Consider the following 24279-nt stretch of genomic DNA (forward strand, 5'->3'; position numbering starts at 1 on the left):
GACCCCGAAAGGTCACCGCTGCTGCTCCTCCGCGAGTTCCGGGACTACCCCGAGCTGCTGGAGCTGGCCGAACAGGTCGAAACTGCCCCATTCCTCGACGACCCGGTCGTCGTCCCACTTGAGCAACTGCATGCCGCTCATCACCCAGGACTTGCCGGTGCCGGGGATGCCACGGAACTCGCCGTGTGCGGTACCGCCCATCGTCCACCGTGCGGCGAGCAGGTCACCGTCCACGAGGATGTCGTGGATGTCGCAGTGCAGGTCGGGGTTGGCCTGGCGCATGTCGCGCATGAACTGCCGGTAGCCGTCGACACCCTCGACGGGGAAGTTGGGGTAGTGGAAAGTGCAGCGCGATGCGTACATGTCCGCGCATGCGTCGACGTCGCCCTCGTTGATGATCGCGGTAATGGTCCGGCGGACGAGGTCCTTGCGTTCCTCGGGTGTCACTGACGACACCTCCTTCGGTTCTTGCTGGCCGGTGGGACCGGATGGCCCGCGTTCCAGCGAACGCTCGAAGGACGGTGCTCAGTAGGGCCGTTCGCCTCACGTCCGCATCGCCGCACGGTGGGGGCGGAGTGCTTCCCACCGTGCGGCGTGCGGCTCAGCCCTTGAGCAGGTGGCGCGCCATCACCATGCGCTGGATCTGGTTGGTGCCCTCGTAGATCTGGGTGATCTTCGCGTCGCGCATCATGCGTTCGACGGGGAAGTCGCGGGTGTAGCCTGCGCCACCGAACAGTTGCACGGCGTCGGTGGTGACCTCCATCGCGACGTCGGAGGCGTAGGTCTTGGCCGCGCTCGCGAGGAATCCGGCACGCTTGTCACCGCGTTCGGTCGCGGCGGCCGACGCGTACACCATGTGCCGCGCGGCCTCGATCTTCATCGCCATGTCGGCGAGCATGAACTGCACGCCCTGGAACTGGCCGACGGCCTGACCGAACTGCTGGCGCTCCTTGACGTAGTCGACGGTCGCGTCGAGCGCGCCCTGCGCGATCCCCAGCGCCTGCGCACCGATCGTCGGCCGGGTGTGGTCGAGGGTGGCCAGCGCCGTCTTGAGGCCCGTGCCCGGTTCACCGATGATGCGGTCGGCGGGGATCGTGCAGTCCTCGAAGTAGATCTCCCGAGTGGGGGAGCCCTTGATCCCGAGCTTGCGTTCCTTGGGGCCGACGGAGAACCCGGGGTCGTCGGCGTGGACGACGAAGGCCGAGATGCCGCGCGCCTTCTTCTCGGCCTTCGGATCGGTGACGGCCATGACGGTGTACCAGCTGGACTCGCCCGCGTTGGTGATCCAGCATTTGGTGCCGTTGAGCACCCAGTGCTCACCGTCGCGCGCGGCCCGGGTGCGCATCGCCGCGGTGTCGGAACCCGCCTCGCGCTCGGACAGGGCGTACGACGCCGACGCCTCGCCCGTGGCGATGGACGGCAGTACCTGCTTCTTCAGCTCCTCCGACGCCGACAGCAGGATCGGCTGGGTGCCGAGCTTGTTCACCGCGGGGATCAGTGACGCCGAGGCGTCGACCCGGGCGACCTCCTCGATGACCAGGCAGGCCGCCACCGCGTCGGCACCCTGCCCGGAGTAGGCCTCCGGGATGTGCAGGGCGTTGAAGCCCGCCGCCGTCAGCGCCCGCGCCGCCTCGACGGGGTAGCGCTCCTGCTCGTCGACCTCGGCGGCGTGCGGTGCGATCTCCTTCTCGGCCAGCGCGCGTACCGCGGCCCGGAGTTCCTCGTGCTCTTCCGACAGCTGGTACATGTCACTCTCCCCGGGTGTAGTCGTAGAAGCCGCGGCCCGACTTCCTGCCGTAGTGCCCCGCGTCGACCATGCGCAGCAGCAGCGGCGGCGCGGCGTACAGGGGTTCCTTGTACTCCTCGTACATCGAGTCCGCGACGGCCTTCGTGGTGTCGAGGCCGACGAGGTCCGCCAGCCGCAGCGGTCCCATCGGGTGGGCGCAGCCGAGCACCATGCCGTTGTCGATGTCCTCGGCACTGGCGTGCCCGGCCTCGAGCATCCGGATCGCCGACAGCAGGTACGGGATCAGCAGGGCGTTGACGACGAAGCCCGCCCGGTCGGACGCACGCACGACCGTCTTGCCCAGGACGTCGGTGGCGAAGGCGGTGGCCCGCGCCGTCGTGTCGTCGGCGGTGACCAGCGACGGGATGACCTCGACGAGCTTCTGCACCGGGACGGGGTTGAAGAAGTGCAGCCCGACGACCCGGTCGGGGCGCCGGGTGGCCATCGCGAGCCGCGCGATCGGCAGCGACGACGTGTTGGACGCGAGAATGGCGTCCGGGTCGCGCACGATGCTGTCCAGCCTGCCGAACACGTCCAGCTTCACGGCCTCGTTCTCGGCGACCGCTTCGATCACCAGTTCGCGGTCGGCGCACGCGTCCAACTCGGTGGTGACCGTCAGTCGCGCGAGCGCGGCGTCGGCGTCCTCGGCGGAGAGCTTGCCCTTGTCGACGCCCCGGCGCAGCGACTTCTCGATCCGTGTGCGGCCCGCGTCGGCGGCGGTGGCGTCGGCCTCGACGACGACCACGTCGATCCCGGCCTTCGCGGTCACCTCCGCGATGCCGGACCCCATCAGCCCCGCGCCGATCACGCCGATCCGCGTGATGTCACCCATGACGATCCTTCCTGGCTGGTCTCGTTACCGGGGAGTTTAGTAGGAGGTCCTACTAATACCACCAGGCGCGGCTGCGATCCTGCTCTCAAGGGAAAACGTCGGCGAACGAAGTGCCGGGCCGGAAAAACGAGAACCCGGAGGCGACATGCGCCCTCCGGGTTCTCAGCATGGGGTGAGTGACGGGACTTGAACCCGCGGCCCCCTGGACCACAACCAGGTGCTCTACCGACTGAGCTACACCCACCATGCGGAGGCGCCCGTGAGCGCCTCGTGCCCGATCATCATAGCGTGCCTTCCGGCGCGCGTCGCACGGGGTTACCCGTCGCGGTGACGCAGCACCTCGTCCGCGACGGTCCTGGCCTCGTCGCTGGTCGGGCCGGGCAGCGGGACGAACGCGGTCCGGCGGTAGTACCGCAGCTCGCCGATCGACTCCCTGATGTCGGCGAGCGCCCGGTGAGCGAGACCCTTCTCCGGCTTCGCGTAGTAGACCCGCGGGTACCAGCGGCGGACCAGCTCCTTCACCGACGAGACGTCCACCATCCGGTAGTGCAGGTGCGCGTCCAGTGCGGGCATGTCCCTGGCGAGAAAGCCACGGTCGGTGGCGATCGAGTTACCGGCGAGCGGGGCGGTCTGCGGCTCGGGCACGTACTCGCGGAGGTAGGCGAGCGCCTGCCGCTCCGCCTCCTCGAGCGTCATGGTGGAGCGGCGGACCTCCTCGGTGAGCCCCGAGCGCGCGTGCATGTCGCGCACGACGTCGGGCATGTTCGCCAGCGCGTCGTCATCGGCGTGGATCACGAGGTCGACGCCGTCGCCCAGCACGTTCAGCTCCGAGTCCGTGACGAGCACGGCGATCTCGATGAGAGCGTCCTTGACGAGGTCGAGCCCCGTCATCTCACAATCGATCCAGACAAGACGGTCGTTCACCGGTCAACCCTAACCCGAGCAGTGTTGGTGTCCCGTGCCACACTCCGTTTTCCATGCTGTCATACGCCGTCACCCTGACGTTCACGACGCGCCGACGGTGAGATCGTCTCGACGGCGAGGGCGGCCCACGCGCCGGGCGGCACGGTGGCCGCCCTGCTGCCCGGCTCGATTCCGCATCGCCGCAGCAGGCGGGGCTCACCGCGGACATCGGATCGTCGCAACAACGCGCGCACCGAGCGGGACGGTTCGTGCCATGCGGCATCGAGCAGGTCGGTCGCCAGCGCCTCGGCGGAGCGGCTCATCGGGCGCCGCCGTATCGCGAGAACCGCCGAGTCCACTGTGGGCGTTGGACGGAAGCAGCGGGCCGGCACCCTGCGCACGAGTGTCAGGTCGAATCGGCAGGCCCACTGGGCCACCTCCCGCGAGCGAGGCAGTGGCGCGGTGACACGTCTCGCCAGGCCCCACTCCACGGTGAGCGCGGCGCATCGCAGAGCGGGCCGGCCCCGGCCGAGCAGTCGTCGCAGCAAGGCGGTCGACACGGCGTAGGGAGGGTTGGCCACCACGAGGAAGTCGCGGCGCGGCAAGGGCACCGTGCGCAGGTCGCCGCCGACCACCCGCACTCGAGGCCGGTCGCGGAAGCGAGTGCGGAGTGTGCGCACGAAGTCGGGGTCGCGCTCGACGGCGATCACTCTCGCTCCGGTGCGCGCCACGGCGGCGGTCACGACGCCGGGACCGGCGCCGACATCGACGACGAGGTCACCGGGGCCGGGTGCGCAGGTCCGGATCATCGCACGCAGGACGTCGTCGGAAACCAGAAAGTGAACCCCGGAGGGGTTGGCAGCGGGGGTGTGGCGGGACGGCCGCCGGTGCTGGGGCATGCGGGAACTCCGTCATGGACGTCGGGTCAACAGAGCGCGCGACGGCAACGCGCGGGGACGTCATGGCGCAGCGACCGCTAACCCGGCACCGAGTGGTGCGGGCGGACGCCGAAATCAGCCGGAATGGCGGCGGGGCAGTGCCCACGCCGCAGAAGAGAACGCCGCAGCCGCTGCCGTCAGGACAGCCGCAGCCGGGCGAAGATACCCAATGAACCCATGCGCTCACGCTAGCAACGGGCGCAACGGGTTTTCGTCGAATGCGGGCTGCGAGCGGCGTTTCACCCGGCCGATGGAATTCGCGATGTGCTCGGTTCCGTTCGGTTCGGTCTGGCCTTTCCCAGCCCCGGGCGCTCGCCTAGCGTCAGCGGGGTGGCCCGAACCGGGTGGAAGCAGAACCAGTTCGGAACCACAGTGGACTGTGTAGACATGGTGCAGTGTGGGAAAAAGGGGGAGAAGATATGGGTATCGCGCAGCTCGTCAGGCAGGAGCGGGCCGAGATCGAAGTGGAGGGCAGTGATTTCCCCGACCTCGCCGACTACGCGGCCCACCTCGCCGCGATGCCGCGCCGTGGCGGCGTCGCGGCCGGCCCGGAACCCGCCACGGTCTCGCTCTCCTTCGCGGTCGAACGCCGCTGGTGCTACGCCGGTGCGCTCGTGAGCCAGCCGGCCGCGCACCGGCTCCGGGTCGACGTGACCGCCCCGGAGGAGGCCATGACAGCCGTGGTGAATCAGGTGCGCCGGGTGCTCTCCCTCGACGTGGCCGGCCGAGGGTTCGCCGCCGTCGCCGCCGACGATCCCGTGCTCGCTCGTCGCCTGGGCAGCAGGCCCGGGCTGCGGCCGGTGTTGTTCTGCTCGCCGTACGAGGCCGCCGTGTGGGCGGTCGTGTGTCATCGTTTGCGCGTGGAGCAGGCCGACGCCCTCGTGCGCCGGATCGCCGAACGGCGAGGCCGTGGCCGCGAGGTGAGGGGCCGATGGCTGCCCTGCCTACCCGCTCCGCAGGACCTCGGCACGCTCGACGACTCGTACGGCCTGTCGGCGGTCAAGCGTCGCCGGTTGGCCGCCGTGGCCGAGGCCGCGCTCGACGGCGGACTGGACGCCACGTGGTTGCGTTCATTGCCCGCCGACGCCGCAGTGGACGAGGTGCGACGGCTGGCGGGTTTCGGCCCCTTCTCCGCGGAACTGGTCGTCAGCCGTGGGGCAGGGCATCCCGATCTGTTTCCGGTGTCGGAGCGGCACCTCGTCGCCGCGCTGGCCCGCGACTACGACACGGACGCCGCCGGTGTCGAGGCGGCGGTGCGACGATGGCGGCCTTACCGGGCTTGGGGAGCCTTCTTCTGCCGCGAGGTGGTCAGCGACGAACAGTAGCGCGGCGGCGCCCCTGTGTCGGTGAGGCGGGGGTGGCAGAACGCGGTGCCGACTGTGATGAGGTGGCGTCGTGGACGGGATGAACGAGAACGGCATCGTGTTACGTGCGTTCGATCTCGATGTCGAAGCCGCGAGCACGATCGCCCTGGTCACCGGAGCGGTCGCCCTGGCGGTGGTCGCGCTCAGCAGGCCGTGGCGGTTCGCGCGCAACGTGGTCACGATCGTGCACGAGGCGGGCCACGCGCTCTTCGCGTTGCTGGCGGGCCGCAGGCTTCAGGGCATCACGCTGCACTCCGACACCTCAGGCGTCACCGTGTCGAAGGGCAAACCCACCGGCCCGGGCATGGTGCTGACCGCGCTCGCGGGCTACCCGGCGCCTGCCGTTCTCGGCGTGGCGTTCGCCTGGCTGGTCTCGGGGGAGCGACTCAGTGCGGTCCTGGGCGTCGCCGCGGTGTTGTTGCTCGGTGTTCTGGTCATGGTGCGCAACGCCTACGGCATCTTCTCGGTGGTCCTGTCGGCGCTGGTGCTCGGCGGCGTGGCACTGTTCGCCGGGCCCGGGGTGCAGGCGGCGTTCGTCTACCTGATCACATGGTTCCTGCTGTTCGGTGCCGTCCGGCCGCTGTTCGAGTTGCAGGTGAAACGGCGCCGGGGCGCGGCGCGGGACTCCGACATCGACCAGTTGGCCCGGCTGACCGGGCTGCCCGCCTTTCTCTGGCTGCTCGTACTGGGCGTGTTGGCGGTGACGTGCGTGGTGGTCGGCGGAATGCTGCTGGTCGAGCCCGCGGTGGCTCCCGACGTGTTCACCGACGTGGGGGCCTGACCAGCCGGGTGGTGTCCGCACCCGGTGCGGCACACTGATGGGGTCGGAACAGGGCGCTGCCGCCCAGCGGCGATCGGCGGGAGGACGTGTGGTGACGGACGAGGTGGCGAAGGCTGTCGAGGAGTGCGCCAAGGCGGCGAAGGGCGCCGCTCCGTCGCTGGCCGGCGCATCGGACACGGTCATCGACGCCGCGCTGGAAGGCATGGCCGTCCGCCTGCGCGAGCACCGGGGTGAGGTCCTGGAGGCGAACGCTCGCGATATCGCCGAGGCCAGGGCCGACGGTATGAGTGCGGGCCTGCTCGACCGGCTCACCATCACTGAGGACCGCCTGACGGGCATGGCGGAGCAACTGCGCTTGCTCGCGGCGTGCCCGCATCCCGAACGCACCATCCCGGTGTCCACGTTGGATGGTGGGCTGCGGCTGGTCGAACGCCGCCGCCCGGTCGGTGTCATCGGAGCCAACTACGAGGCCCGGCCCAACGTGACGGTCGATGTGGCGTCGCAGCTGGTGAAGTCGCGCAACGCGGGGGTTCTTCGTACCGGCTCGGCGGCGCTGGGTTCAGCGCGACGCCTGCTCGACGTGGTGATCCGGCCCGCACTGGCGCAGGCGGGTCTCGATCCCGAGGTGGTGCAGCTCGTCCCGAGGCCGGAGCGCGAGGCCGCGGCCGCGCTGGTGCGCCTGCCCGCTGCGGTGCCTCTGGTGATCCTGCGGGGCAGTGGGGAGAGCACGAGGTCGCTGGCGCTGACGGCGGCCCAGCACGGAGTCCGCACGCTCGCCCACGCGGACGGCGGGGGCGTGCTCTACGTCGATGAGCACGCCGATCGCGACACCGTGCGCTCGCTGCTGGTGAACAGCCTCGACCGCCTGGGGGTGTGCAACCGGCTGAACCTGCTGCTGGTGCATTCGGCGATCTACGACGCATGGTGGCCGACGCTGGCGGACACCCTCGCGGAAGCCGGGGTGACGCCCTCCCTGCCGCCGCACGAGCACGCCCTCGGCTACGAGTGGTCGCTCGACGCCGACCGGGAGGCCACGGTGACGGTGGCGCCGGTGAGTGGCGTCGCCGAGGCGGTGCGGATCGCGAACGAGGAGACGTCCGGACTCGCGGCGGGTATCGCCACCGAGGACGCCGCCACGGCGAACGCGTTCTTCGACGGCTACCAGGGCACGGGAGTGTTCTGGAACGCGCCGACGCGACTGCTCGACGGGTTCAAGCTGCTCGGCGTGCCCGAGACCGGGATCAACCTCGACAAGGTGCCCGGCCCGCGTGGCCCGGTGACCTACTCCGACCTGTATGTCCGGCAGTACGCGGTGCTCCCCGAAGGCCGCTGAGCCGTCGCGGCCGAGTGCTGCGTCCCGGGGGGGCTGCGCCACGGGGGCGGGGCGGTGTGGGTGCCCGGTGTACCCTGTACGAAGGGCACGATCAGGGAACTGCGTCCGGCAGTCGTGTGCCCGAAAGCTGCGCCGTCACCACGGCGATCGATCACCAGCTCGACGAGTACCGTGAGCGGTCGCCCCTGCCTGGGTGAGCCACGGCCGTGGCGTTCACCGAGAAGCTCAACCCCGAAGCAGGAGCTGTTGATGGTCGCCCTTATGGCGGAAACCGAAACCCCGAACGACATCGAGCCCGCCGCCGACTTCGCCGCGCTGGGACTGCGTCCCGAGCTGCTGCGTGCGCTGGCGGAGCTGGGGTATGAGGAACCCACTCCGATCCAGCGGGCGGCCATCCCGCCGGTACTCGACGGCGCCGACGTTGTCGGGCAGGCCGCGACCGGGACGGGAAAGACGGCCGCGTTCTCGCTGCCGGTGCTGCACCGGATCGGCGACGGGCCGCGCGGTGGCAAGCCGCGTGCCCTGGTGCTGGTGCCCACCCGGGAACTCGCCGCGCAGGTGTGCGAGGCCATGTACCGGTACGGGCAGCACCTGGGTATCCGGGTCGTCCCCGTCTACGGCGGGCAGCCGATGGGCAGGCAGCTGCGGGACCTCGATCAGGGCGTCGATGTGGTCGTCGCCACGCCCGGTCGCGCGCTGGACCACCTCTCGCGCGGTTCGCTGGTGCTGTCGGACCTGCGCACCGTCGTGCTCGACGAGGCCGACGAGATGCTCGACATGGGATTCGCCGAGGACATCGACGAGATCCTCGGCCGGACACCCGACGACCGGCAGACGATGCTCTTCTCCGCCACCATGCCGCCGAAGATCGCCGGGCTCGTGCGCCGCTACCTGCGCGACCCTCGCCGCATCGCGCTCACCCGTGCCGAATCGCTGAGCGGTGACGCCGCCGCGGTCAGCCAGACCGCGTACGTCGTGCCGCGCGGGCACAAGGCCGCGGCGCTCGGCCGGGTGCTCGACATCGAGGCACCGGAGGCCACCGTCGTCTTCTGCCGTACTCGGGACGAGGTCGACCGCCTGACCGAGACGATGAACGGGCGCGGTTACCGTGCCGAGGCGCTGCACGGTGGCATGGACCAGCACCAGCGCGACCGGGTCGTCGGCCGGTTGCGCGCCGGTACGGCCGATCTCGTGGTGGCGACCGACGTGGCCGCGCGGGGGCTGGACATCGACCAGCTCACCCACGTCGTCAACTACGACGTCCCGAGCGCGCCCGAGATCTACGTACACCGCATCGGCCGCGTCGGCAGGGCGGGCAGGCAGGGTAGTGCGCTGACTCTCGCCGAGCCGAGGGAGAACCGCATGATCAAGACGATCGAGCGGGTCACGGGACAGCCGATCTCGGTCCGGAAGCTGCCCACGGTCGCCGATCTGCGGGCGCGCCGGCTCGAACTGACTCGCAACGCCCTGCGCGAGGTGCTGGCGGGGGACGGCGACCTCGAGCACTACCGGGCCGTGGTGGAACCGCTGACCGAGGAGTTCGACCTCCGCGAGATCGCACTGGCCGCGGTGAAACTCGCCCACGAGCCGGATGGCGGCCAGGCCGACGAGGTGGAGATTCCCGAGGCCGTACTCCGCCCGCACGACGGTGACCGCTCGCGGCGTGGCCCAGGTACGCAGGGCACGCCCAAGCGCGGCAAGCGCTCGGTGGACGGCATGACCCGGCTGTTCGTCAGCCTTGGCCGCAGGGCCGGGGTGCGACCGCAGGACCTGGTGGGGGCCATCGCGGGCGAGTCGCCGCTACGGGGCAAGGACGTCGGTGCCATCGAGATCGCCGACAAGTTCTCTCTCGTGGACGTGCCCGACGGCGCCGCCGAGGACGTCATCACGGCGCTGCGGGACAGCAGCATCAAGGGCCGGAAAGTGATCGTCCGGCGGGAGCGCCGCCCGGCACGTCAGTGATCGGCTCAGGTGGTGTGGACGATCAGCACGTCCAGGCCGGACTTCCGCGCCACCTCTGACGGCACCGACCCCAGGATGCGGCCCGCCAGCGTGTTGAGGCCTCTGTTGCCGACCACGAGCAGGTCGGCTCGGGAGTCGCGGGCGACGGTACGGAGCGCGTCCACCGGCTCGCCGACCACGGCGGTCGTCTCGATCGTCGTGGCGCCGGCCTTGGTGGCGCGCTCCCGGGCGGTGCGCAACGTCTCCTCGGCGGGGGCCGAGCCCACCACCTGGTACGCCTCGTCACCGAGCACGTCCTGCGCCTTGTCGACCCTGTCCTTCCCGGCGGGGAAGTAGGCGCACGCGATGACGAGCGTGGCGGTGGAGTCGGCGGCGACCCTCGCCGCGCGCTCCACGGCGGCCAGTGAGGAATCCGACCCGTCGGTGCCGACGACGACGGTCTTGTAGGCGGCCATCCGGTCCTCCAGTGGGGTGACGTACCGGGTCTGGAGGCCGACAGTAGCGGGTCCGTCGTCCCCGCGCAGCAGTTACCTACTCGCGAGTCGGTTTCGGTGACGTGACCGCCCGCACACGCACGGTCGGCTGCGACGCGCCGTCGCCGTTGTGGGGGTCCGCGTCCGCCGTGTCGCTGGTGCCGCCGCTCGCGCCGTCACGCTCGGAGTCACCGGAAGCCCCGGAGTCGCCGGAGCGCTCGGCGGCCGAGCCGAGTGCGGCCTCGGCCTCCGCCAGCATCGCGCGAGCGGAGTGGACCTGCTCGGCGATGCGGGAGCGCAGCGTGCGCAGCTGCTCCACGCGTGTCGTGGCCTCCGTGGTGCGCCGGTTGGCTTCCTCGGTGGCCTCCCGCACACGGCGCTTGGCCTCGTCGGAGGCCTCCGCGACGCGCGCGTTCGCCTCGCTGATCGAGTTCTGCTTGCGCCGGTTGGCGTCCTCGACGGATTCGCGGCGCAGCCGCTCGATCTCGGCCTCGGCCTCGGCCTTCTCGTCGGCGACCTCGGCCCGGATGCTCGCGGCCTCGTCGGTGGCCTCCGTGACGCGCCGCTCGGCCTCGGCCTTGCTGGCGGCCTCCTGCTCGGCCAGCACGCGCATCGCCTCGGTGCGCCGCTGGGACATCGCGATCTCGAAGTCCTCTTCGACCCGCACCCGGCGCTGCTCCGCCTCGTCGTCGAGCCGCTCGCGCTCCGCCGTGGCCTCGGCGGTGATGCGCTCGCCCTCGGCGCGCGCCTCCTCCATGACCTTGACGTGCTCGGCCTCCATGCGCTTGCGGCGCTCGGCCAGCTCGGCGAGCAACTGCTCGTAGCGGGCGCGCATGGCGCTGGCGTCGGACTCGGCCTTGGCCCTGATGTGGCTCGCCTCGGCATCGGCCCGCGCCTTGGTGTCGCTGGCCTCCTCCTGGGCGAGGCGGAGCATCCGCTGCAGCCGCTCGGACAGACCCTCGATGGTGGTCGGCGGCTGCGCGAGCCGTTCCACCTGGCCGCGCAGGTCGTCGATCTCGATCCGCGCGGATTCGAGCTGCCTGGCCAGGTCGTCGGCCTGTGAGATGGCCGCGTCCCGATCCGACATGAGCATCTTGATATCGGCGTCGAGCCGTTCCAGGTGTTCGTCGACCTGCGCTCGGCTGTAGCCGCGCTTCTCGAAGTCGAAGCCGGCTCCCAGCGGCACGAGCTCCCGTTCCTCGCCAAGGCTCATGGGCCCACCCTAGCGGGCGTGGTCGCGGCGCACGTGTCGGAGAGTCCAGAAGAGCGAGTGGCGCGATGTTTGACCGGCTGGCCAACCAAGAGCACGATATGAGTACGAGCCGCGACGAGGCGGTTCGTGGTCACCGGGAGGTGGACTTCGATGGCTCGAATTCCTGGTCGGACGTCGACGCGGTCGTGGAGCCGGCCGCACGACTTCGCCGAACTCGTCTTTGGTGTGGTGCTGGCGCTGTCCCCGATCTGGTTCGACACCAACACCGCGGCCACGTGGACGATGGTGGTGCTCGGCGCACTGATCGCACTCGACGGGCTCGTGTCGCTGGCGATGCCGAGCCTCGTCTACGGGGAGGCGGTGCAGGTGGTGCTCGGTGCGCTCGTCTTCATCTCGCCGTGGGTCATGAGCTACACCGAGTTCACGGGAGCCTCGTGGGCCTCGTGGATCATCGGCGGGCTGACCGTGGTGGCCGGCGTCGCGGCGCTTCCCGTGGCCAACGCCGCACACCGCACCGCGGGCCAGCACTGACGGCGCGCTTGCCGGTCGTTCCCGGCCACCCGTGCGCGCCCCTGTGGTTGCGCGCCCCCGCATGATGGACACGGCACAGTCAGGCGTGGGCGCGCGACCGGGGGTCACCGGCGTGGCGGCGTGAGGTGGACGAGGGGACGACGATGTCTCGACAGCAGGGCGACGACGGAGGCCACGCCTCGGCCCGCGAGCGGATCCTGCTCGCGGCCGAACGGCTGTTCGCGGAGTCCGGCTTCCAGGGCACTCCGACCTCGCGGATCGCGGAGGCGGCCGAGGTGCCGAAGGGGCTGGTCCACTACTACTTCCGGCGCAAGTCCGACCTGTTGACCGCGTTGGTCGAGCGGCTGCCGGACGAGCGGGTGGACCCCACCCGCGTGGTGGTGCGGGGGGACATCGCGGAAAGTCTGCACCGGCTGGTCACCGAGCTCGACCGCCGGTTGTCGGCGTCGCGGATGTTGTCACACCTGCTCTGGCGGGAGGCCGACACGCACAACGCGGTACGCGACGCGCTGCGCAGCCGCTACGACGTGCTCGTGGGGCAGGTGAAGTCCGTGATCCTCGCGGCGGCGGGCGCGGGCACGCTCGCGCTCACCGACGTGGAGAGTGCGGCGGCGTTGGTCGCGCTCGCGGTGAGCTACCGCCATTCCGTGGCCCGTCACTCCGACGCGCCGGACGAGATCCGCGCCGAGTTGACGTTCATCGCCTCGGCGCTGACCGGACGATCGGGCACGGTAAGGGTGGCTCCGGCGCGGGCACCGTGACACGCCGGGCGGCGACGTCAGTGACCGGGGGCGGGCTCCACCAGTTCCACGAGCACGCCACCCGCGTCCTTCGGGTGGACGAAGTTGACTTTGCTCTCCGCCGTCCCGCGCCGCGCCTGCGGGTAGAGCAGGCGCAGGCCCTGGGCACGCAGCGCGTCGGCGGCGGCCTCGACGTCGGTCACCCGGTAGGCGAGTTGCTGCAGGCCGGGGCCCTTACGGTCGAGGAAGGTGGCGATCGTCGACTCGGCGTTGAGGGGTGCCAGCAGCTGCACGGCGGTTCCGGCGGACGAGTCGCCGGGTGCCCGCAGCATGGCCTCGCGCACACCCTGGTCCTCGTTGACCTCGACGTGTGCGACCTCCAGCCCGAAGGTCTCGCTGTGGAAGGCGATCGCGGCGTCAAGGTCCACCACCGCGATCCCCACGTGGTCGACGGCGGTGACGAAAGGGCGGAGTGCCTGCTGCATCGACACCGAGGATAGTCGAGACCCGCGACTGTGGCGGGTGATGTCGATCGCCCTCGGCCGTCCCCGGCCGCTGTCGCGGTATCGTCGACGCATCCGCACTTGCGCTCTGCCGCCGCCCGGCAGCGTCGACGTCGATGACTCGCAGGAGGCCCGTTGTGTCCGGTTCCGTGATCCTGGGCGCCGCCCGTACGCCCGTCGGCCGACTTCTCGGTTCGTTGAAGGACTTTTCCGGCGCCAAGCTCGGGGGCGTGGCCATCCGTGCGGCGCTGGAGCGGTCGGGAGTCCCCGCCGACGCCGTCGAGTACACGATCATGGGCCAGGTGCTCACCGCGGGTGCGGGCCAGATCCCGGCGCGGCAGGCCGCCGTGGCCGCGGGCATCCCGATGGAGGTGCCCGCACTGACGATCAACAAGGTCTGCCTCTCGGGTCTCGACGCCATCGCGCTGGCCGACCAGCTGATCCGCGCGGGTGAGTTCGACCTCGTCGTCGCCGGTGGCCAGGAGTCGATGTCGCAGGCACCGCACCTGCTCCCGAGCTCGCGTACCGGGACGAAGTACGGCGACACGGCGCTGGTGGACCACATGGCCCACGACGGCCTGTTCTGCGCCTTCGACCAGGTGGCGATGGGCGAGTCCACCGAACGGTACAACGCCCGTTACGGCCTGAAGCGCGAGGAACAGGACGCCTTCGCGGCGAGGTCGCACCAGCGCGCGGCGAAGGCGGCGGCGAACGGGCTGTTCGACGACGAGATCGTGGGAGTGCACATCCCGCAGCGCAAGGGTGATCCCCTGGTGTTCGCCACCGACGAGGGCGTGCGGGCCGACACGACCGCCGATGGGCTGGCGCGCCTGCGCCCGGCCTTCGCGTCCGACGGCACCATCACGGCGGGCTCCGCCTCACAGATCTCGGACGGCGCCGCCGCCGTGGTGGTCGCGAGCCGGGCCAAGGCCGAGGAACTGGGGATCGCCCCGATGGCCCAGATCGGCGCGCACGGCGTCGTGGCGGGTCCCGACGCGAGCCTGCACGAGCAGCCGTCCAACGCGATCACGGCCGCGCTGCGCAAGGCGGAGTGGGACGCCGGAGCACTGGATCTCGTGGAGATCAACGAGGCGTTCGCGGCCGTGGGTCTCGTGTCCGCGCGCACGCTGGGGCTCGACGACGAGAAGGTCAACGTCAACGGCGGTGCGATCGCGTTGGGCCACCCGATCGGTGCCTCCGGTGCCCGTCTCGTGGTGCATCTGGTCCACGAACTGCGGCGCCGGGGCGGCGGCCGTGGCGCGGCGGCGTTGTGCGGCGGCGGCGGTCAGGGCGACGCGTTGCTGCTGACGGTCTGAGTCCACCACGGGTGGCACGCCGGTTCGGACCGGAAGTGGCTCTGCACCAGGCACACCGGTCTGAGTACCGTCGGCGATGTGGTCGAACCCAGCGCTGCCGCCCATCGCCTCCGCGCCCTGCACGTGCCGGGTGATCCGCTCGTGCTTCCGAACGTGTGGGACGCCGACACCGCGCGGCTCGTGGTCGCGGCCGGTTTCCCGGTCGTGGCGACCAGTTCGGTCGCCCTCGCCCACAGCCTCGGCCACGCGGACGGCGAGCGAGCGCCCGCCGAGGCGATGTTCGCCGCCGCGGCTCGTATCTCGGCCGCGGTGGACGTTCCGGTGACGGTCGACGCCGAGTCCGGGTACGGGCTGCCGCCTCGTGAACTGGCGACACGGCTGCTGGAGACAGGGGCGGTGGGGTGCAACATCGAGGACACCGATCCTCGGCGTGGTGCCCGGCGGCCTGCCGATGAACAGGCGGCGCTGCTGGCGAGCCTGCGGGATTCCGTGGGCGACGGCTTTGTGCTCAACGCGAGGATCGACTCGTTTCTCGCCTGCGGCACCGATGATCAGCGGGCGGCGCTACCCGACGCCACAAGTCGGGCCCGGTGCTACCTCGACGCGGGCGCCGACGCGGTGTACCCGATCCATGCGACGGATCCGCAGGTGATCGCCACGCTGGTGCGCGAACTTGATCCGGCACCGGTGAACGTCACCATGCTGCCCGGAGGGCCGGGCCTGACGGAACTCGCGGGTCTCGGCGTGGCGAGGATATCGCTGGGCGGCGGGATGTGGACCGTGGCGAGGAATGCGCTGACACGGTTCCTCGACGATCTCGCCGCGCACGAGCCGGTGTTCTGATTCCCGTCAGGACCCCGTGGCGGGCGGCCTGCAACGGAGGACGGTGACGGCTCCGGCGAGTTCGAGTTCGCCCGCCGCGTGCGGGACCAGCCAGGTGTCTCCTGTGGACATCGCCCACGCGGAGCCGTCACCGGAACGCAGCGTGCCCTCGCCCTCAACGACCACGAGGACGGCGAACGACGGGTCGAGCGCCAGCGGCGTGCCCGGTCGCAGGCGGTCGGCGCGGAAGTAGGGCCGCGCGCCGGGCGCGAGCAGGTCGACCACGGGTTCCGGCGCGGCGGCCGGATGACGCAGCAGGGTGGACAGGCGCGCCTCGTCCCACGCGGTGCGGTCGAGCGCCCGCAGGGCCGTCTCGAAGCCGAGCCCGAGGTGACCCCTCGCCTCGTCGCCGAGGAAGTCGCGCCACTCCAGGGTCAGTGAGAAGTCGGTGGGTTGCTGCAACTCCACCACGAAGACGCCCTCACCGATCGCGTGCGGCAGCCCGGCCGGGATGTGCACGGTGTCGCCGGGCGACACCGGCACCGCGTTCAGCGCGTCCAGCATCGTCGGTGCGTCCTGCTCGCTCACCCACTCCCGGACGGTCTTCGCGGTCAGCGCCTCGCGGAATCCCGCGTACACCGTGGGGTGTTCGCCGGTCGTGCCGATGACGATCCAGGCCTCGGTCTTGCCGAAGTGCGAGTCGAAGTGGTGTCGGGCGAAATCGTTGTCCGGGTGGAAATGAACGGGCAGTCGCTGCCCCGCGTCGAGCAGTTTGACGAGCAGCGCCGTGGAGGTGCCGAAGGCGTCGACGTGCCCGCGTCCCAGCCAGCCGACCGGGTCGGCCTCGACGGCGTCGCGCAGCAGGGGCCCGCCGGGTAGGCGGGACAGTCCCTCGGCATCACGGCCGAACAGCGCGGTCGTGGAGGCCACCCAGTCCTCCGGCCCGAACCGATCGGGGACGCCGGGCTCGTCATTCGCGCCGCGCAGGGCGGCGATGGCCGCGCCGCCCCGGTAGAACTGCGCGGGCTGGTTCGCGGGCAGGCACAGGGGGACCGACGGTGCGCTCATGGCCGCGCAATGTACCGGGTCACATGGCGGTTGGTCGCGCTTACGATTCGGTCACTTCACCGAAACGCGAGCGCGGCGGTGAACGTCCTCAGTAGTGTGTCGTCATGTCCCCACCCTCCCCTGCTCTCGCCGTGTCCGGCGTCCGCAAGCACTACGGCGACGTGCGCGCGGTCGACGGCGTGAGCTTCGACGTCGCCGAAGGTGAGTTCGTCGGCATTCTCGGCCCGAACGGCGCGGGAAAGACCACGACGTTGGAGATCGCGGAAGGGCTGCAGGAGCCGGACGACGGCATGGTCCGGGTGTTCGGGACGTCGCCGTGGCCGCGCGATCCGGCGCTGCTGCCGCGCATCGGTGTGCAGTTGCAGGCGTCGTCGTTCTTCGACCGGCTCACGGCACGGGAGCAGGTGACGACGTTCGCGGCGCTCTACGGGGTCGGGCAGGCCCGCGCCGACGAGATGCTGGAGCTGGTGGGGCTCGCGGACAAGGCCGACGCGCCGGAGAAGAAGCTCTCCGGCGGGCAGCGGCAACGGTTGTCGATCGCGTGTGCGCTCGTCCACGACCCCGATCTCGTGTTCCTGGACGAGCCGACGGCGGCGCTCGACCCGCAGGCCCGCCGCAACCTCTGGGACGTGCTCCGCGAGATCAAGAGCCGGGGTAAGACCATCGTCTACACCACCCACTACCTCGACGAGGCCGAGGTCCTGTGCGACCGGGTGGCGATCATGGATCATGGCCGCATCCTCGCGATGGACGCGCCGGCCAGGCTGGTGCGCGGCCTCGAGGCGGCCACCCACGTCACGCTCGACACCGCCGTGCTGTCTCTCCAGACGGCGAAGTCGTTGCCCGGCGCCGACGGGGCCGAGACCGACGGCGTCACGGTGACGATCACGACGCGCACTCCCGCGCCGTTGCTCGCCGCGCTCGCCGAGCGTGATGCCGTGGCCGGACTGACAGTGCGTACGGCAACGCTGGAGGATGTCTTCCTCCACCTGACCGGCAGGGAGTACCGCGCGTGACCGCCACCGACCAGACGTCGACCGACCGTCCGGCATCGAGCGCGCGTGGGCGTGGTCGTGGGCGCCGCGACGGTGCCGCGACGACGCCGTTTCGTGCGCTGTCGGTCGCGATGCTCAAGAGCGTGGTGCGCGAGAAGGTCACGCTGTTCTTCGCGTTCCTGTTCCCCCTGATGTTCCTGGTGATCTTCGGCCTGCTGTTCGGCGACCGGACGGCCGCCCAGCCCGAGATCGGTGTCGTGGGCGACGGGCCCGTCATCGCGGCGCTGGAGGAGTCGCAGGCGATGGAGCTGGTGCGCGTCGAGGACGCGGACCGGGCGGAGCAGCAGGTGCGCGAGGGTGAGCTGCCCGCCTACGTCTCGCAGGACGGCGACACGGTCCAGGTGCGCTTCAGCGCGGGTGAGCAGGACAGTGCCAGCACGGTCGTCGGCATCGTCGATGGAATCGTCAACCGGGTCAACATCGCCGAGACGGGGCAGCAACCGCGCTTCGCGCTGGACGCGCAGCAGGTCGAGGACGCCTCACTCGAACCGATCCAGTACATGGCGCCGGGCATCATGACGTGGGCGGTGGCGATGGGTGCCGTCTTCGGTGCCGCGATCACGCTGGTGAACTGGCGTCGCAACCAGGTCCTGCGCAGGTTGCGGCTGGCGCCGGTCCGGCCCACGACCGTGCTCAACTCCCGGCTGTTCGTGACACTCGGGATGGCGGCGGCCCAGGCACTAATCTTCGTCGCGGTGGCCTCGCTGCCGGTCTTCGGGCTGCAACTCACGGGTCAGTGGTGGCTCGCGATCCCGTTGCTGTTGATGGGAACCCTGTCGTTCTTCGCGATCGGCATGCTCGTCGGGGCGTGGTGCCGCACCGAGGAGTCGGCGAGCACGGTGAGCAACGTGGTGACCCTGCCGATGGCATTCCTCTCGGGCGCGTTCTTCCCCATGGACCTCGCTCCGTCGTGGTTGCAGCAGGTCTCGTTCGTGCTGCCGATGCGCCATCTCAACGACGGCATGCTGGCGGTGATGGTGCGCGGTCAGGGCGTGGAGGCGCTGGTCGTGCCCATGCTGGTGCTGCTCGGTTTCACCGTCGTGGTCGGAGCCCTGGCGGCGAAGCTGTTCCGCTGGGAACCGTAGCGGCGAGCGGCTATGACCCGGCGCGCGCCGGTGACCTGCGCGGACGGCCCCGGTCCTCCGGTGACCGGCATCACGGCTCACACTGGTACCACGACGTCCGACAGCGTGGTTGACGTGGTTGGTGAGTACTGTGCGACCGCCGCGGGCCGTGGCGGTCGGCTATCCAGGGAGGATTCCGTGTCGAACAAGGCTGCCGTCTTGTTCCGTGTCGTCGCGATCGCCGAGGCCTTCTCGTGGACGGGGCTGCTGGTCGGCATGTTCCTGAAGTACGTCGTGGAGCTCGGCGAGGGCGGGGTGCCGGTGCTGGGCATGGTGCACGGCGTCCTGTTCGTCGTCTACCTCGTCACGACGCTGGCCGTCGCCCGCCCACTGGGTTGGGGATTCGGCACGGTGGTGACGGCGCTGCTCGCCGCGATCCCGCCGCTGGCGACCTGGTGGTTCGAGAAGTGGGCGCTGCGCCGGGGCAAGCTCGACGGCCCCGAGCGGCTGCGCCACGGCGGTACTGGGCTGTTCGCGCGCGAGGCCGTCGCGAACGTCTGACGGCGGTGCTCGTCAGTCGGTGAAGTCCCCTGCCGCCCTGCGCACCTTCGTCAGCAGGTCGGTGAGCTGTTCCGTCTGCCGCCGGGTGAGCCCGGTGAGGCCGAAATCGATCCGGTTGACGGCGTCGGTGGCCACCTCGCGGCGGGCCCTGCCCTCGTCGGTGATCTCGACGAGGGTCGTCCTGCGGTCGGTCGGGTGCGGCAGGCGCTTGACGAGCCCGTCCTTCTCCAACCGGTCCACGATGTTGGTGACGCTCGTGGGGTGTAGCTGAAGCCGCTCACCCATGACTCGCATCGGCAGCCTGCAGTGGCGGGAGAACGTCAGCAGGGTGAGCGCCTCGAACCGCGCGAACGTGAGGCCGTGCGGCTTGAGCGCGGCGTCGACGGCGGACTGAATGATCTGCTGGACCCGCATGAGTCCCGTCACGGCCGACATGGTCGTGGAGGGCCCGATACGCTCCTCCCACAATTGCGCGGCGCGCGCGATCGGGTCGAACGGCAACGGATCCCTCATGGGCCTCGAAGTTAGCAGTGCCGTTCGGCAGGCTGGGGGCGGGGAGCCGACAGTGAGGAGGCAGGTCGATGATCGTGGCGTTCAGCGTGAGCCCGGCCGGCGGTGGTGACCCCGCCGACGGCGCCGACGGCGGGGTGAGCGAGGCGGTGGCCCGTGCGGTCCGGGTGGTGCGGGAGTCGGGGCTGCCCCACGAGACCAATGCGATGTTCACCAATGTCGAGGGCGAGTGGGACGAGGTGATGGACGTCGTGAAACGCGCCGTGGAGGCGGCGGGCGAGGGCTCGCCGAGGGTGAGCCTGGTGCTCAAGGCGGACATCCGGCCCGGGTACGAGGGGCAGCTGAGCGCGAAGGTGGAGCGGGTGGAGCGGCGCCTGTCCGGCGACTGAGCCCGTGCTCGCAGACGGGGCGGCCGTGGGGCGAACCGACGCTCGAGTCGGCCCACGACGCCGCCACGACGGCCGACGAACACTGGAGACCGGATCTTGGGCGTCCGCCCAGGAACGGCACGAGCACTGGACACTGAATGCCTGACCACGCATGTCCGCCATAGAGCACCTGGCCAAAGCACTCGGCGACGTGCTGGCCAGACTCGGCGAAGCAACCCAACATCTTGAAACGGCCCGGGTGACCGTCCAGGAAAGCCGCGCCAATCTGGCGGTGCTGGACGGAACCAGCGATGGCGAGGCGCAACGGGCCCTGGCGCAGCATGGCATGGTCCCCGATCAGGTCGAGCAGGTACAGGGTTTGCTTGATCGCTGCGCTGAGCAGGTCAGGACTTACGGGCTCAGCGTCGGGGCGATCTCCGCGCCCGCCTCACGTACTCGCCCCCGGTACCCGGCCGCTGAACCGGACAGCCATGCACGTTCGGTTCCGCCTCGACCCCCGCGCCCAGGAAAAACACACGGACGGTGGATAGACGGCGATGGCAACGCCGTGGTCCTGGAGAGCGGACGAGGCGGCGAATACTACGCAGCGACCCGCACCCGAGCCGTGAATCTGGGGCTTGCCAGAGGCATTCCGCACGCCGAGCCGGCGATCGCCCGCCATGTCGAAACACAGTTCGTTTCACGCATGATCGATCAGGACCTCCCCCATGCCGAAATCGAGATCAACAGACCGGTATGCGGGACTACCCCGAAGGATCGGCAGTGGATGGAGACGTGCCACAGACAGCTACCACGGTTCCTCCCTGCGGGGTGGACACTGACAGTCAAAGACGGGACAAGTCCCACAGGCAGGACCTACGTCGGGCGAGAGGTCGAGGAATGAGCATCACCGCGGGCTGGGCCGTGATCCGCGAGGACGGCAGCTATGAGGGAATGAACGCGACTCTCGAAACGCCGGAGGACGTGGTGGCGTTCGTCCAACGGGTTGCGGCTGCGGATCCCTACGCCGACTCCATCCGCGTAGTCCACAACGACCGCCCGTTCTGGGATGCCGAGCAGGGCTTCACCGATCACGACGTGTTCGCCGCCATCGTCGACGGGTTCGGCTACCTCAGCCACCAGGACTCGGACCACGCAAAGGCTTACCCGCTCGGCGATCCGGAAGCGGCCGGATGTGAGTTCGACGACGAGGAGTTCCCCGCAGGGTCGGGGCTGGTTCTGGAACAGTTCACGGCAGCGCTCGTCGAGTTCCTTCGCACCACGAAACGGCCCACCAACATCGAGTGGACGGCTCGGTGACTCGTCGATGACCGCCGCTCCTGTGCGGTGGCGAGAGGCGGCGGGCGAGGGCTCGCCGAGGGTGAGCCTGGTGCTCAAGGCGGACATCCGGCCCGGGTACGAGGGGCAGCTGAGCGCGAAGGTGGAGCGGGTGGAGCGGCGCCTGTCCGGCGACTGAGCCCGTGCTCGTCGGCGCCCTCGGTCGTGGGGTGCGCGACAGGCCCTGGACCAGCCATGACGCCGTGAGCAGTCCATGCCAGGATGGAAACGTGACACAGCCACGCGGATCAGGAAACAACTCACCAGCGGCCTCCGCCGCGCTCTCCGGGGCCGTCGACCTCTCGGCCGTGAAGGCGCGGGCCGAAGCGGCGGCACGACCTCCCGCCTCGGGCGGCCCGGGTGGACAGCAGGCAGGCGGCGCGGCCAACGGGGCCGTCATCGATGTGACCGAGGACACGTTCCAGGCCGAGGTCGTGGAGCGGTCGCTGCGGCAGCTGGTCGTCGTGGATCTGTGGGCCGAATGGTGCGGCCCGTGCAAGCAGCTCAGCCCGGTGCTCGAACGGCTCGCGAGCGAGAGCGGCGGTTCGTGGGTGCTCGCGAAGGTGGACGTCGACGCCAACCCGCGCATCTCGCAGCTTTTCGGTGTCCAGTCGATCCCGACGGTCGTCGCTATCGCGGGTGGCCAGCCCGTCGACGCGTTCTCCGGAGCACTGCCGGAAAATCAGATCCGGCAGTGGCTGACCCAGCTGCTCGACGCGTTGAAGGACAAGCTCCCCGGCGCACCGGCGCCGCAGGAGAGCGAGGAGGTCGAGGAGCCCGACGATCCTCGGTTCACCGAGGCGGAGGACGCGTTCGAGCAGGGCGACTTCGCCGCCGCGGCGGCTGCCTACCAGCGCATTCTCGACAGCGAGCCGGGCAACGAGCAGGCGAAGGCCGCGCTGGTGCAGGTGCGCTTCGCCGAGCGGGCCGCCCGCACCGACCCTTCGGCGGTGGCGAGGGCCGACGCGGACCCGGATGACCTCGACGCCGCACTGGCGGCGGCCGACGCCGAGGTGGCCGACGGTGACGTGGAGCGCGGTTTCACCAGGCTCGTGTCCGCGATCCGTCGTACCGCCGGGACCGACCGCGACCGGGTGCGGGAACACCTGGTGGGGCTGTTCGACCTGTTCGACCCCGCCGACGAGCGGGTCGCCAAGGCCCGGCGCGACCTCGCCAGCGCGCTGTTCTGAGCGTTCTGAGCGTTCTGAGCGTTCTGAGTCGTGCGGAGGCCGTGGCCCGGCGGTGCTCACCGCAGCCGTCGGGCCACGGCACTCAAGGGTAGTCGCTGCTGCACACCGACGATCCGTCGAAGTACCCGTGCCGCAGCGCCTCGATCCGGGCGAACCCGTTGGGTGCGGGGTGGCCGTTGATGTCGGCCGAGATGAGGCTGCGGGGCTGGAGCAGTTCCGCGATGGCCTCGTCCAGGTCACCCGGCGAGGGGCGCAGGACCGCGCCGTCCACGTCGATCGCGGCGGTCCAGGCACCCACCAGACACGCCGTGCGCAGGCCCGCGTTGGCGTTGTCCACCGGCACGTCCAGCCCGGCCTGGATGCCCTGCACGTAGCGGGACACGACCTCGGCGAAGGCGGCGAAGTCGCCGAGGCCGCCCGCCGCGGACTCCTGGCCGCTGAACTCGGCCTCCCGGTCGATCGGTTGCCCGAGCTCGGCCAGCGCCGCCATGTCGATGGTGACCGTGTTGGTGTCCTGGCAGTAGGACGCCGGGGGCGTGGAGACCCCGCCGGGACAGGAGCCGCCCTCATTGACGATCTTCGGGCCCGGCACACCCGCGCCGGCGAACGACTCGTCGAGGCTCTGCTGCAGCAGCCCCATCGTCCGGTCGTCGATGCTGATGTCGCCCATGCCCGCGTCGTTGGGGTCGAAGGGCCGCTCGGTGATCCGGGAGTCGACGTCGGCCTGGTCGATCGCCGCGCACGTCGCCGCGTCGGACTCGAAGCCGAGCTGGAAGGCGTAGGTGCGGTCGAAGGCCGTGCCGTGCGCTCCCTGCGCCGCGTGGGACTGGCCCGGCTCGTCGCGGATGAAGAACAGCGACGCCATCACCTGGTTGAGCCCCTCCGAGGTGGACACGGTGAAGTGCTGGCTGCGGCCTTCGGCGATCCAGCGGAAGTAGGAGCCCGTGAAGCAGTCGGCCTGCTGTTCCTTGACGATGGTCGAGGTCTGCTCGTCGATTCCGGCCTTGTCCCCGAGCCGGTACTGCACCGCGTGACCGAACTCGTGGCCGAGGACGGTCACCACGGCCATCGGGCCGAATCGCTGGCGCAGCAGCGGCAGCAGCTGTCCCCGGTCCCACGCGACGAGATCCTCGGGCGGGCAGTAGAACGCGTTCATCGCGGCGGCGGCCGTGGTCGCCCCGCAGACCTCGATCTCCTCGCCCGTCGAGTCGTAGGACAGCAGTTTCTCCACCGGCTCGAAGTTCTGGTCGAAATGGCGGGGGAACTGCTGCGTCCAGTACGCCGACACGTCGGCGATGGCGGCGACCGCGAGGCGATCGTCGTCGCTGTCGGACAGGTTGTCCACGGTCAGTTTCGGAGTGGGCGCGTTGTTCTTCAGGCCGCTTTCGAAGTGCGTGACGGGCAGGCCCGCGATGTCGCCCTCACTGCGCACCTCACCGTCGATCTCGGTGGAGCAGGCCGTGGCGGCCAGCGTCACGACGGTGACGGCGATGGTCAGCACGGTGCGCCGCGCTCCGTGTCCCCCCGAACGTGTCATGGCGGGCACAGTAGCGGACCGCGCGTGGCCCCCGTGCCGTTCCGCGGTAATCCGGCTGTGAACACCGGCGACCCGGCGAGTGAGTGAGTGC

General features: G+C 70.5%; 26 protein-coding genes, 1 tRNA gene and 1 pseudogene. 16 read left to right on the forward strand and 12 right to left on the reverse strand.

The window, feature by feature from the left end; all coding sequences use genetic code 11:
- Window positions 1-12 precede the first annotated feature (12 nt).
- From FFT09_RS14585 to FFT09_RS14610, 6 genes are all read right to left on the reverse strand, one after another.
- Window positions 13-447 (reverse strand): ester cyclase, encoded by a 435-nt coding sequence (locus FFT09_RS14585; RefSeq protein ID WP_081191311.1) that lies wholly within the window; start codon window positions 445-447, stop codon window positions 13-15.
- 154 nt (window positions 448-601) lie between these two features.
- A complete protein-coding gene (locus FFT09_RS14590; protein WP_138383007.1) occupies window positions 602-1747 on the reverse strand; it encodes an acyl-CoA dehydrogenase family protein in 1146 nt (381 codons plus the stop codon).
- A gap of 1 nt (window position 1748) precedes the next feature.
- Window positions 1749-2618: a 3-hydroxybutyryl-CoA dehydrogenase gene (locus FFT09_RS14595; RefSeq protein ID WP_138383008.1), complete on the reverse strand. Its 870-nt coding sequence runs from the start codon at window positions 2616-2618 to the stop codon at window positions 1749-1751.
- Window positions 2619-2786: 168 nt separating this feature from the next.
- Window positions 2787-2862, reverse strand: a tRNA-His gene (locus tag FFT09_RS14600).
- A gap of 71 nt (window positions 2863-2933) precedes the next feature.
- The gene (gene orn / locus FFT09_RS14605) at window positions 2934-3542 is read right to left on the reverse strand and encodes an oligoribonuclease (RefSeq protein ID WP_024877293.1); all 609 of its coding nucleotides are present in this window, start codon (window positions 3540-3542) and stop codon (window positions 2934-2936) included.
- A gap of 59 nt (window positions 3543-3601) precedes the next feature.
- Window positions 3602-4420 carry a ribosomal RNA small subunit methyltransferase A gene (locus FFT09_RS14610; RefSeq protein WP_081191308.1) on the reverse strand — a complete coding sequence of 273 codons (819 nt, stop codon included), beginning with the start codon at window positions 4418-4420 and terminating at the stop codon, window positions 3602-3604.
- Window positions 4421-4878: 458 nt separating this feature from the next.
- Between FFT09_RS14610 and FFT09_RS14615 the strand changes: the two genes are divergently transcribed.
- The 4 genes from FFT09_RS14615 (at window position 4879) to FFT09_RS14630 (ending at window position 9899) form a co-directional block, all read left to right on the forward strand.
- On the forward strand, window positions 4879-5784 hold the full coding sequence (locus FFT09_RS14615) for a DNA-3-methyladenine glycosylase family protein (protein ID WP_244231366.1): 906 nt from the start codon (window positions 4879-4881) through the stop codon (window positions 5782-5784).
- Window positions 5785-5863: 79 nt separating this feature from the next.
- Window positions 5864-6604, forward strand: a complete 741-nt coding sequence (locus FFT09_RS14620) for a M50 family metallopeptidase (RefSeq protein ID WP_037335739.1) — start codon at window positions 5864-5866, stop codon at window positions 6602-6604.
- A 91-nt stretch (window positions 6605-6695) separates the two neighbouring features.
- Complete coding sequence (locus tag FFT09_RS14625; protein ID WP_081191307.1) at window positions 6696-7937, forward strand: aldehyde dehydrogenase family protein; 1242 nt, start codon at window positions 6696-6698, stop codon at window positions 7935-7937.
- Window positions 7938-8186: 249 nt separating this feature from the next.
- Entirely contained in the window at window positions 8187-9899 is a 1713-nt protein-coding gene (locus FFT09_RS14630) for a DEAD/DEAH box helicase (RefSeq protein ID WP_138383010.1), read from the forward strand.
- Between the two features lie 5 nt (window positions 9900-9904).
- Here FFT09_RS14630 and FFT09_RS14635 read toward each other — a convergent pair whose 3' ends face one another.
- Together FFT09_RS14635 and FFT09_RS14640 are read right to left on the reverse strand one after the other, a co-directional pair.
- The gene (locus FFT09_RS14635; RefSeq protein WP_081191305.1) at window positions 9905-10354 is read right to left on the reverse strand and encodes a universal stress protein; all 450 of its coding nucleotides are present in this window, start codon (window positions 10352-10354) and stop codon (window positions 9905-9907) included.
- 76 nt (window positions 10355-10430) lie between these two features.
- Window positions 10431-11585 (reverse strand): chromosome segregation protein, encoded by a 1155-nt coding sequence (locus tag FFT09_RS14640; protein WP_138383011.1) that lies wholly within the window; start codon window positions 11583-11585, stop codon window positions 10431-10433.
- Window positions 11586-11735: 150 nt separating this feature from the next.
- Between FFT09_RS14640 and FFT09_RS14645 the strand changes: the two genes are divergently transcribed.
- The gene (locus FFT09_RS14645) at window positions 11736-12116 is read left to right on the forward strand and encodes an SPW repeat protein (protein ID WP_081191303.1); all 381 of its coding nucleotides are present in this window, start codon (window positions 11736-11738) and stop codon (window positions 12114-12116) included.
- Between the two features lie 143 nt (window positions 12117-12259).
- Window positions 12260-12877 (forward strand): TetR/AcrR family transcriptional regulator, encoded by a 618-nt coding sequence (locus FFT09_RS14650; RefSeq protein ID WP_081191302.1) that lies wholly within the window; start codon window positions 12260-12262, stop codon window positions 12875-12877.
- Window positions 12878-12894: 17 nt separating this feature from the next.
- Here FFT09_RS14650 and mce read toward each other — a convergent pair whose 3' ends face one another.
- On the reverse strand, window positions 12895-13341 hold the full coding sequence (gene mce, locus FFT09_RS14655) for a methylmalonyl-CoA epimerase (protein ID WP_138383012.1): 447 nt from the start codon (window positions 13339-13341) through the stop codon (window positions 12895-12897).
- 155 nt (window positions 13342-13496) lie between these two features.
- Here mce and FFT09_RS14660 point away from each other — a divergent pair, with 155 nt between their 5' ends.
- Together FFT09_RS14660 and FFT09_RS14665 are read left to right on the forward strand one after the other, a co-directional pair.
- Complete coding sequence (locus tag FFT09_RS14660; protein WP_138383013.1) at window positions 13497-14675, forward strand: acetyl-CoA C-acetyltransferase; 1179 nt, start codon at window positions 13497-13499, stop codon at window positions 14673-14675.
- 78 nt (window positions 14676-14753) lie between these two features.
- Window positions 14754-15518 (forward strand): isocitrate lyase/PEP mutase family protein, encoded by a 765-nt coding sequence (locus FFT09_RS14665; protein WP_081191301.1) that lies wholly within the window; start codon window positions 14754-14756, stop codon window positions 15516-15518.
- A 6-nt stretch (window positions 15519-15524) separates the two neighbouring features.
- Here FFT09_RS14665 and FFT09_RS14670 read toward each other — a convergent pair whose 3' ends face one another.
- A complete protein-coding gene (locus FFT09_RS14670) occupies window positions 15525-16565 on the reverse strand; it encodes a class I mannose-6-phosphate isomerase (RefSeq protein WP_138383014.1) in 1041 nt (346 codons plus the stop codon).
- Between the two features lie 104 nt (window positions 16566-16669).
- On the opposite strand from FFT09_RS14670, the gene FFT09_RS14675 reads away from it, so the two are divergent.
- The 3 genes from FFT09_RS14675 to FFT09_RS14685 all read left to right on the forward strand — a co-directional run bounded on the left by FFT09_RS14675 (window position 16670) and on the right by FFT09_RS14685 (window position 19245).
- Window positions 16670-17581: an ABC transporter ATP-binding protein gene (locus FFT09_RS14675; RefSeq protein WP_138383015.1), complete on the forward strand. Its 912-nt coding sequence runs from the start codon at window positions 16670-16672 to the stop codon at window positions 17579-17581.
- Between the two features lie 110 nt (window positions 17582-17691).
- Window positions 17692-18705, forward strand: coding sequence for an ABC transporter permease (locus tag FFT09_RS14680; RefSeq protein WP_138383222.1), 1014 nt, complete (start codon window positions 17692-17694; stop codon window positions 18703-18705).
- Window positions 18706-18882: 177 nt separating this feature from the next.
- Window positions 18883-19245 (forward strand): DUF3817 domain-containing protein, encoded by a 363-nt coding sequence (locus tag FFT09_RS14685; RefSeq protein ID WP_024877277.1) that lies wholly within the window; start codon window positions 18883-18885, stop codon window positions 19243-19245.
- A gap of 12 nt (window positions 19246-19257) precedes the next feature.
- Here FFT09_RS14685 and FFT09_RS14690 read toward each other — a convergent pair whose 3' ends face one another.
- Complete coding sequence (locus FFT09_RS14690) at window positions 19258-19758, reverse strand: MarR family winged helix-turn-helix transcriptional regulator (protein ID WP_024877276.1); 501 nt, start codon at window positions 19756-19758, stop codon at window positions 19258-19260.
- Between the two features lie 68 nt (window positions 19759-19826).
- Here FFT09_RS14690 and FFT09_RS14695 point away from each other — a divergent pair, with 68 nt between their 5' ends.
- From FFT09_RS14695 to trxA, 5 genes and pseudogenes are all read left to right on the forward strand, one after another.
- Window positions 19827-20144 (forward strand): thiamine-binding protein, encoded by a 318-nt coding sequence (locus tag FFT09_RS14695; RefSeq protein WP_081191298.1) that lies wholly within the window; start codon window positions 19827-19829, stop codon window positions 20142-20144.
- A 151-nt stretch (window positions 20145-20295) separates the two neighbouring features.
- Window positions 20296-21027, forward strand: coding sequence for a DddA-like double-stranded DNA deaminase toxin (locus tag FFT09_RS14700; RefSeq protein WP_081191297.1), 732 nt, complete (start codon window positions 20296-20298; stop codon window positions 21025-21027).
- Window positions 21024-21443 (forward strand): Imm1 family immunity protein, encoded by a 420-nt coding sequence (locus FFT09_RS14705; RefSeq protein ID WP_081191296.1) that lies wholly within the window; start codon window positions 21024-21026, stop codon window positions 21441-21443. Before FFT09_RS14700 ends, FFT09_RS14705 begins: the two co-directional genes overlap by 4 nt.
- A 34-nt stretch (window positions 21444-21477) precedes the next feature.
- Window positions 21478-21600: pseudogene (locus tag FFT09_RS14710) on the forward strand (thiamine-binding protein); the annotation flags it as partial.
- Between the two features lie 91 nt (window positions 21601-21691).
- Entirely contained in the window at window positions 21692-22651 is a 960-nt protein-coding gene (trxA, locus tag FFT09_RS14715; protein WP_138383016.1) for a thioredoxin, read from the forward strand.
- 82 nt (window positions 22652-22733) lie between these two features.
- Here the strand turns inward: trxA and FFT09_RS14720 are convergent, their stop codons facing one another.
- Complete coding sequence (locus tag FFT09_RS14720; RefSeq protein ID WP_081191294.1) at window positions 22734-24188, reverse strand: neutral zinc metallopeptidase; 1455 nt, start codon at window positions 24186-24188, stop codon at window positions 22734-22736.
- Window positions 24189-24279: the final 91 nt, after the last annotated feature.

Origin of the sequence: Saccharomonospora piscinae (assembly GCF_005862235.1) — a bacterium.
Taxonomy (GTDB): Bacteria; Actinomycetota; Actinomycetes; order Mycobacteriales; family Pseudonocardiaceae; genus Saccharomonospora; species Saccharomonospora piscinae.

Coding starts and splice junctions, on each gene's coding strand:
- FFT09_RS14590 (WP_138383007.1), bottom strand. CDS start 1,747: ATGTACCAGCTGTCGGAAGAGCACGAGGAACTCCGGGCCGCGGTACGC.
- FFT09_RS14595 (WP_138383008.1), bottom strand. CDS start 2,618: ATGGGTGACATCACGCGGATCGGCGTGATCGGCGCGGGGCTGATGGGG.
- FFT09_RS14610 (WP_081191308.1), bottom strand. CDS start 4,420: ATGCCCCAGCACCGGCGGCCGTCCCGCCACACCCCCGCTGCCAACCCC.
- FFT09_RS14615 (WP_244231366.1), top strand. CDS start 4,879: ATGGGTATCGCGCAGCTCGTCAGGCAGGAGCGGGCCGAGATCGAAGTG.
- FFT09_RS14620 (WP_037335739.1), top strand. CDS start 5,864: ATGAACGAGAACGGCATCGTGTTACGTGCGTTCGATCTCGATGTCGAA.
- FFT09_RS14630 (WP_138383010.1), top strand. CDS start 8,187: ATGGTCGCCCTTATGGCGGAAACCGAAACCCCGAACGACATCGAGCCC.
- FFT09_RS14635 (WP_081191305.1), bottom strand. CDS start 10,354: ATGGCCGCCTACAAGACCGTCGTCGTCGGCACCGACGGGTCGGATTCC.
- FFT09_RS14640 (WP_138383011.1), bottom strand. CDS start 11,585: ATGAGCCTTGGCGAGGAACGGGAGCTCGTGCCGCTGGGAGCCGGCTTC.
- FFT09_RS14645 (WP_081191303.1), top strand. CDS start 11,736: ATGGCTCGAATTCCTGGTCGGACGTCGACGCGGTCGTGGAGCCGGCCG.
- FFT09_RS14650 (WP_081191302.1), top strand. CDS start 12,260: ATGTCTCGACAGCAGGGCGACGACGGAGGCCACGCCTCGGCCCGCGAG.
- mce (WP_138383012.1), bottom strand. CDS start 13,341: ATGCAGCAGGCACTCCGCCCTTTCGTCACCGCCGTCGACCACGTGGGG.
- FFT09_RS14670 (WP_138383014.1), bottom strand. CDS start 16,565: ATGAGCGCACCGTCGGTCCCCCTGTGCCTGCCCGCGAACCAGCCCGCG.
- FFT09_RS14675 (WP_138383015.1), top strand. CDS start 16,670: ATGTCCCCACCCTCCCCTGCTCTCGCCGTGTCCGGCGTCCGCAAGCAC.
- FFT09_RS14680 (WP_138383222.1), top strand. CDS start 17,692: ATGCTCAAGAGCGTGGTGCGCGAGAAGGTCACGCTGTTCTTCGCGTTC.
- FFT09_RS14690 (WP_024877276.1), bottom strand. CDS start 19,758: ATGAGGGATCCGTTGCCGTTCGACCCGATCGCGCGCGCCGCGCAATTG.
- FFT09_RS14695 (WP_081191298.1), top strand. CDS start 19,827: ATGATCGTGGCGTTCAGCGTGAGCCCGGCCGGCGGTGGTGACCCCGCC.
- FFT09_RS14700 (WP_081191297.1), top strand. CDS start 20,296: ATGTCCGCCATAGAGCACCTGGCCAAAGCACTCGGCGACGTGCTGGCC.
- FFT09_RS14705 (WP_081191296.1), top strand. CDS start 21,024: ATGAGCATCACCGCGGGCTGGGCCGTGATCCGCGAGGACGGCAGCTAT.
- FFT09_RS14720 (WP_081191294.1), bottom strand. CDS start 24,188: ATGACACGTTCGGGGGGACACGGAGCGCGGCGCACCGTGCTGACCATC.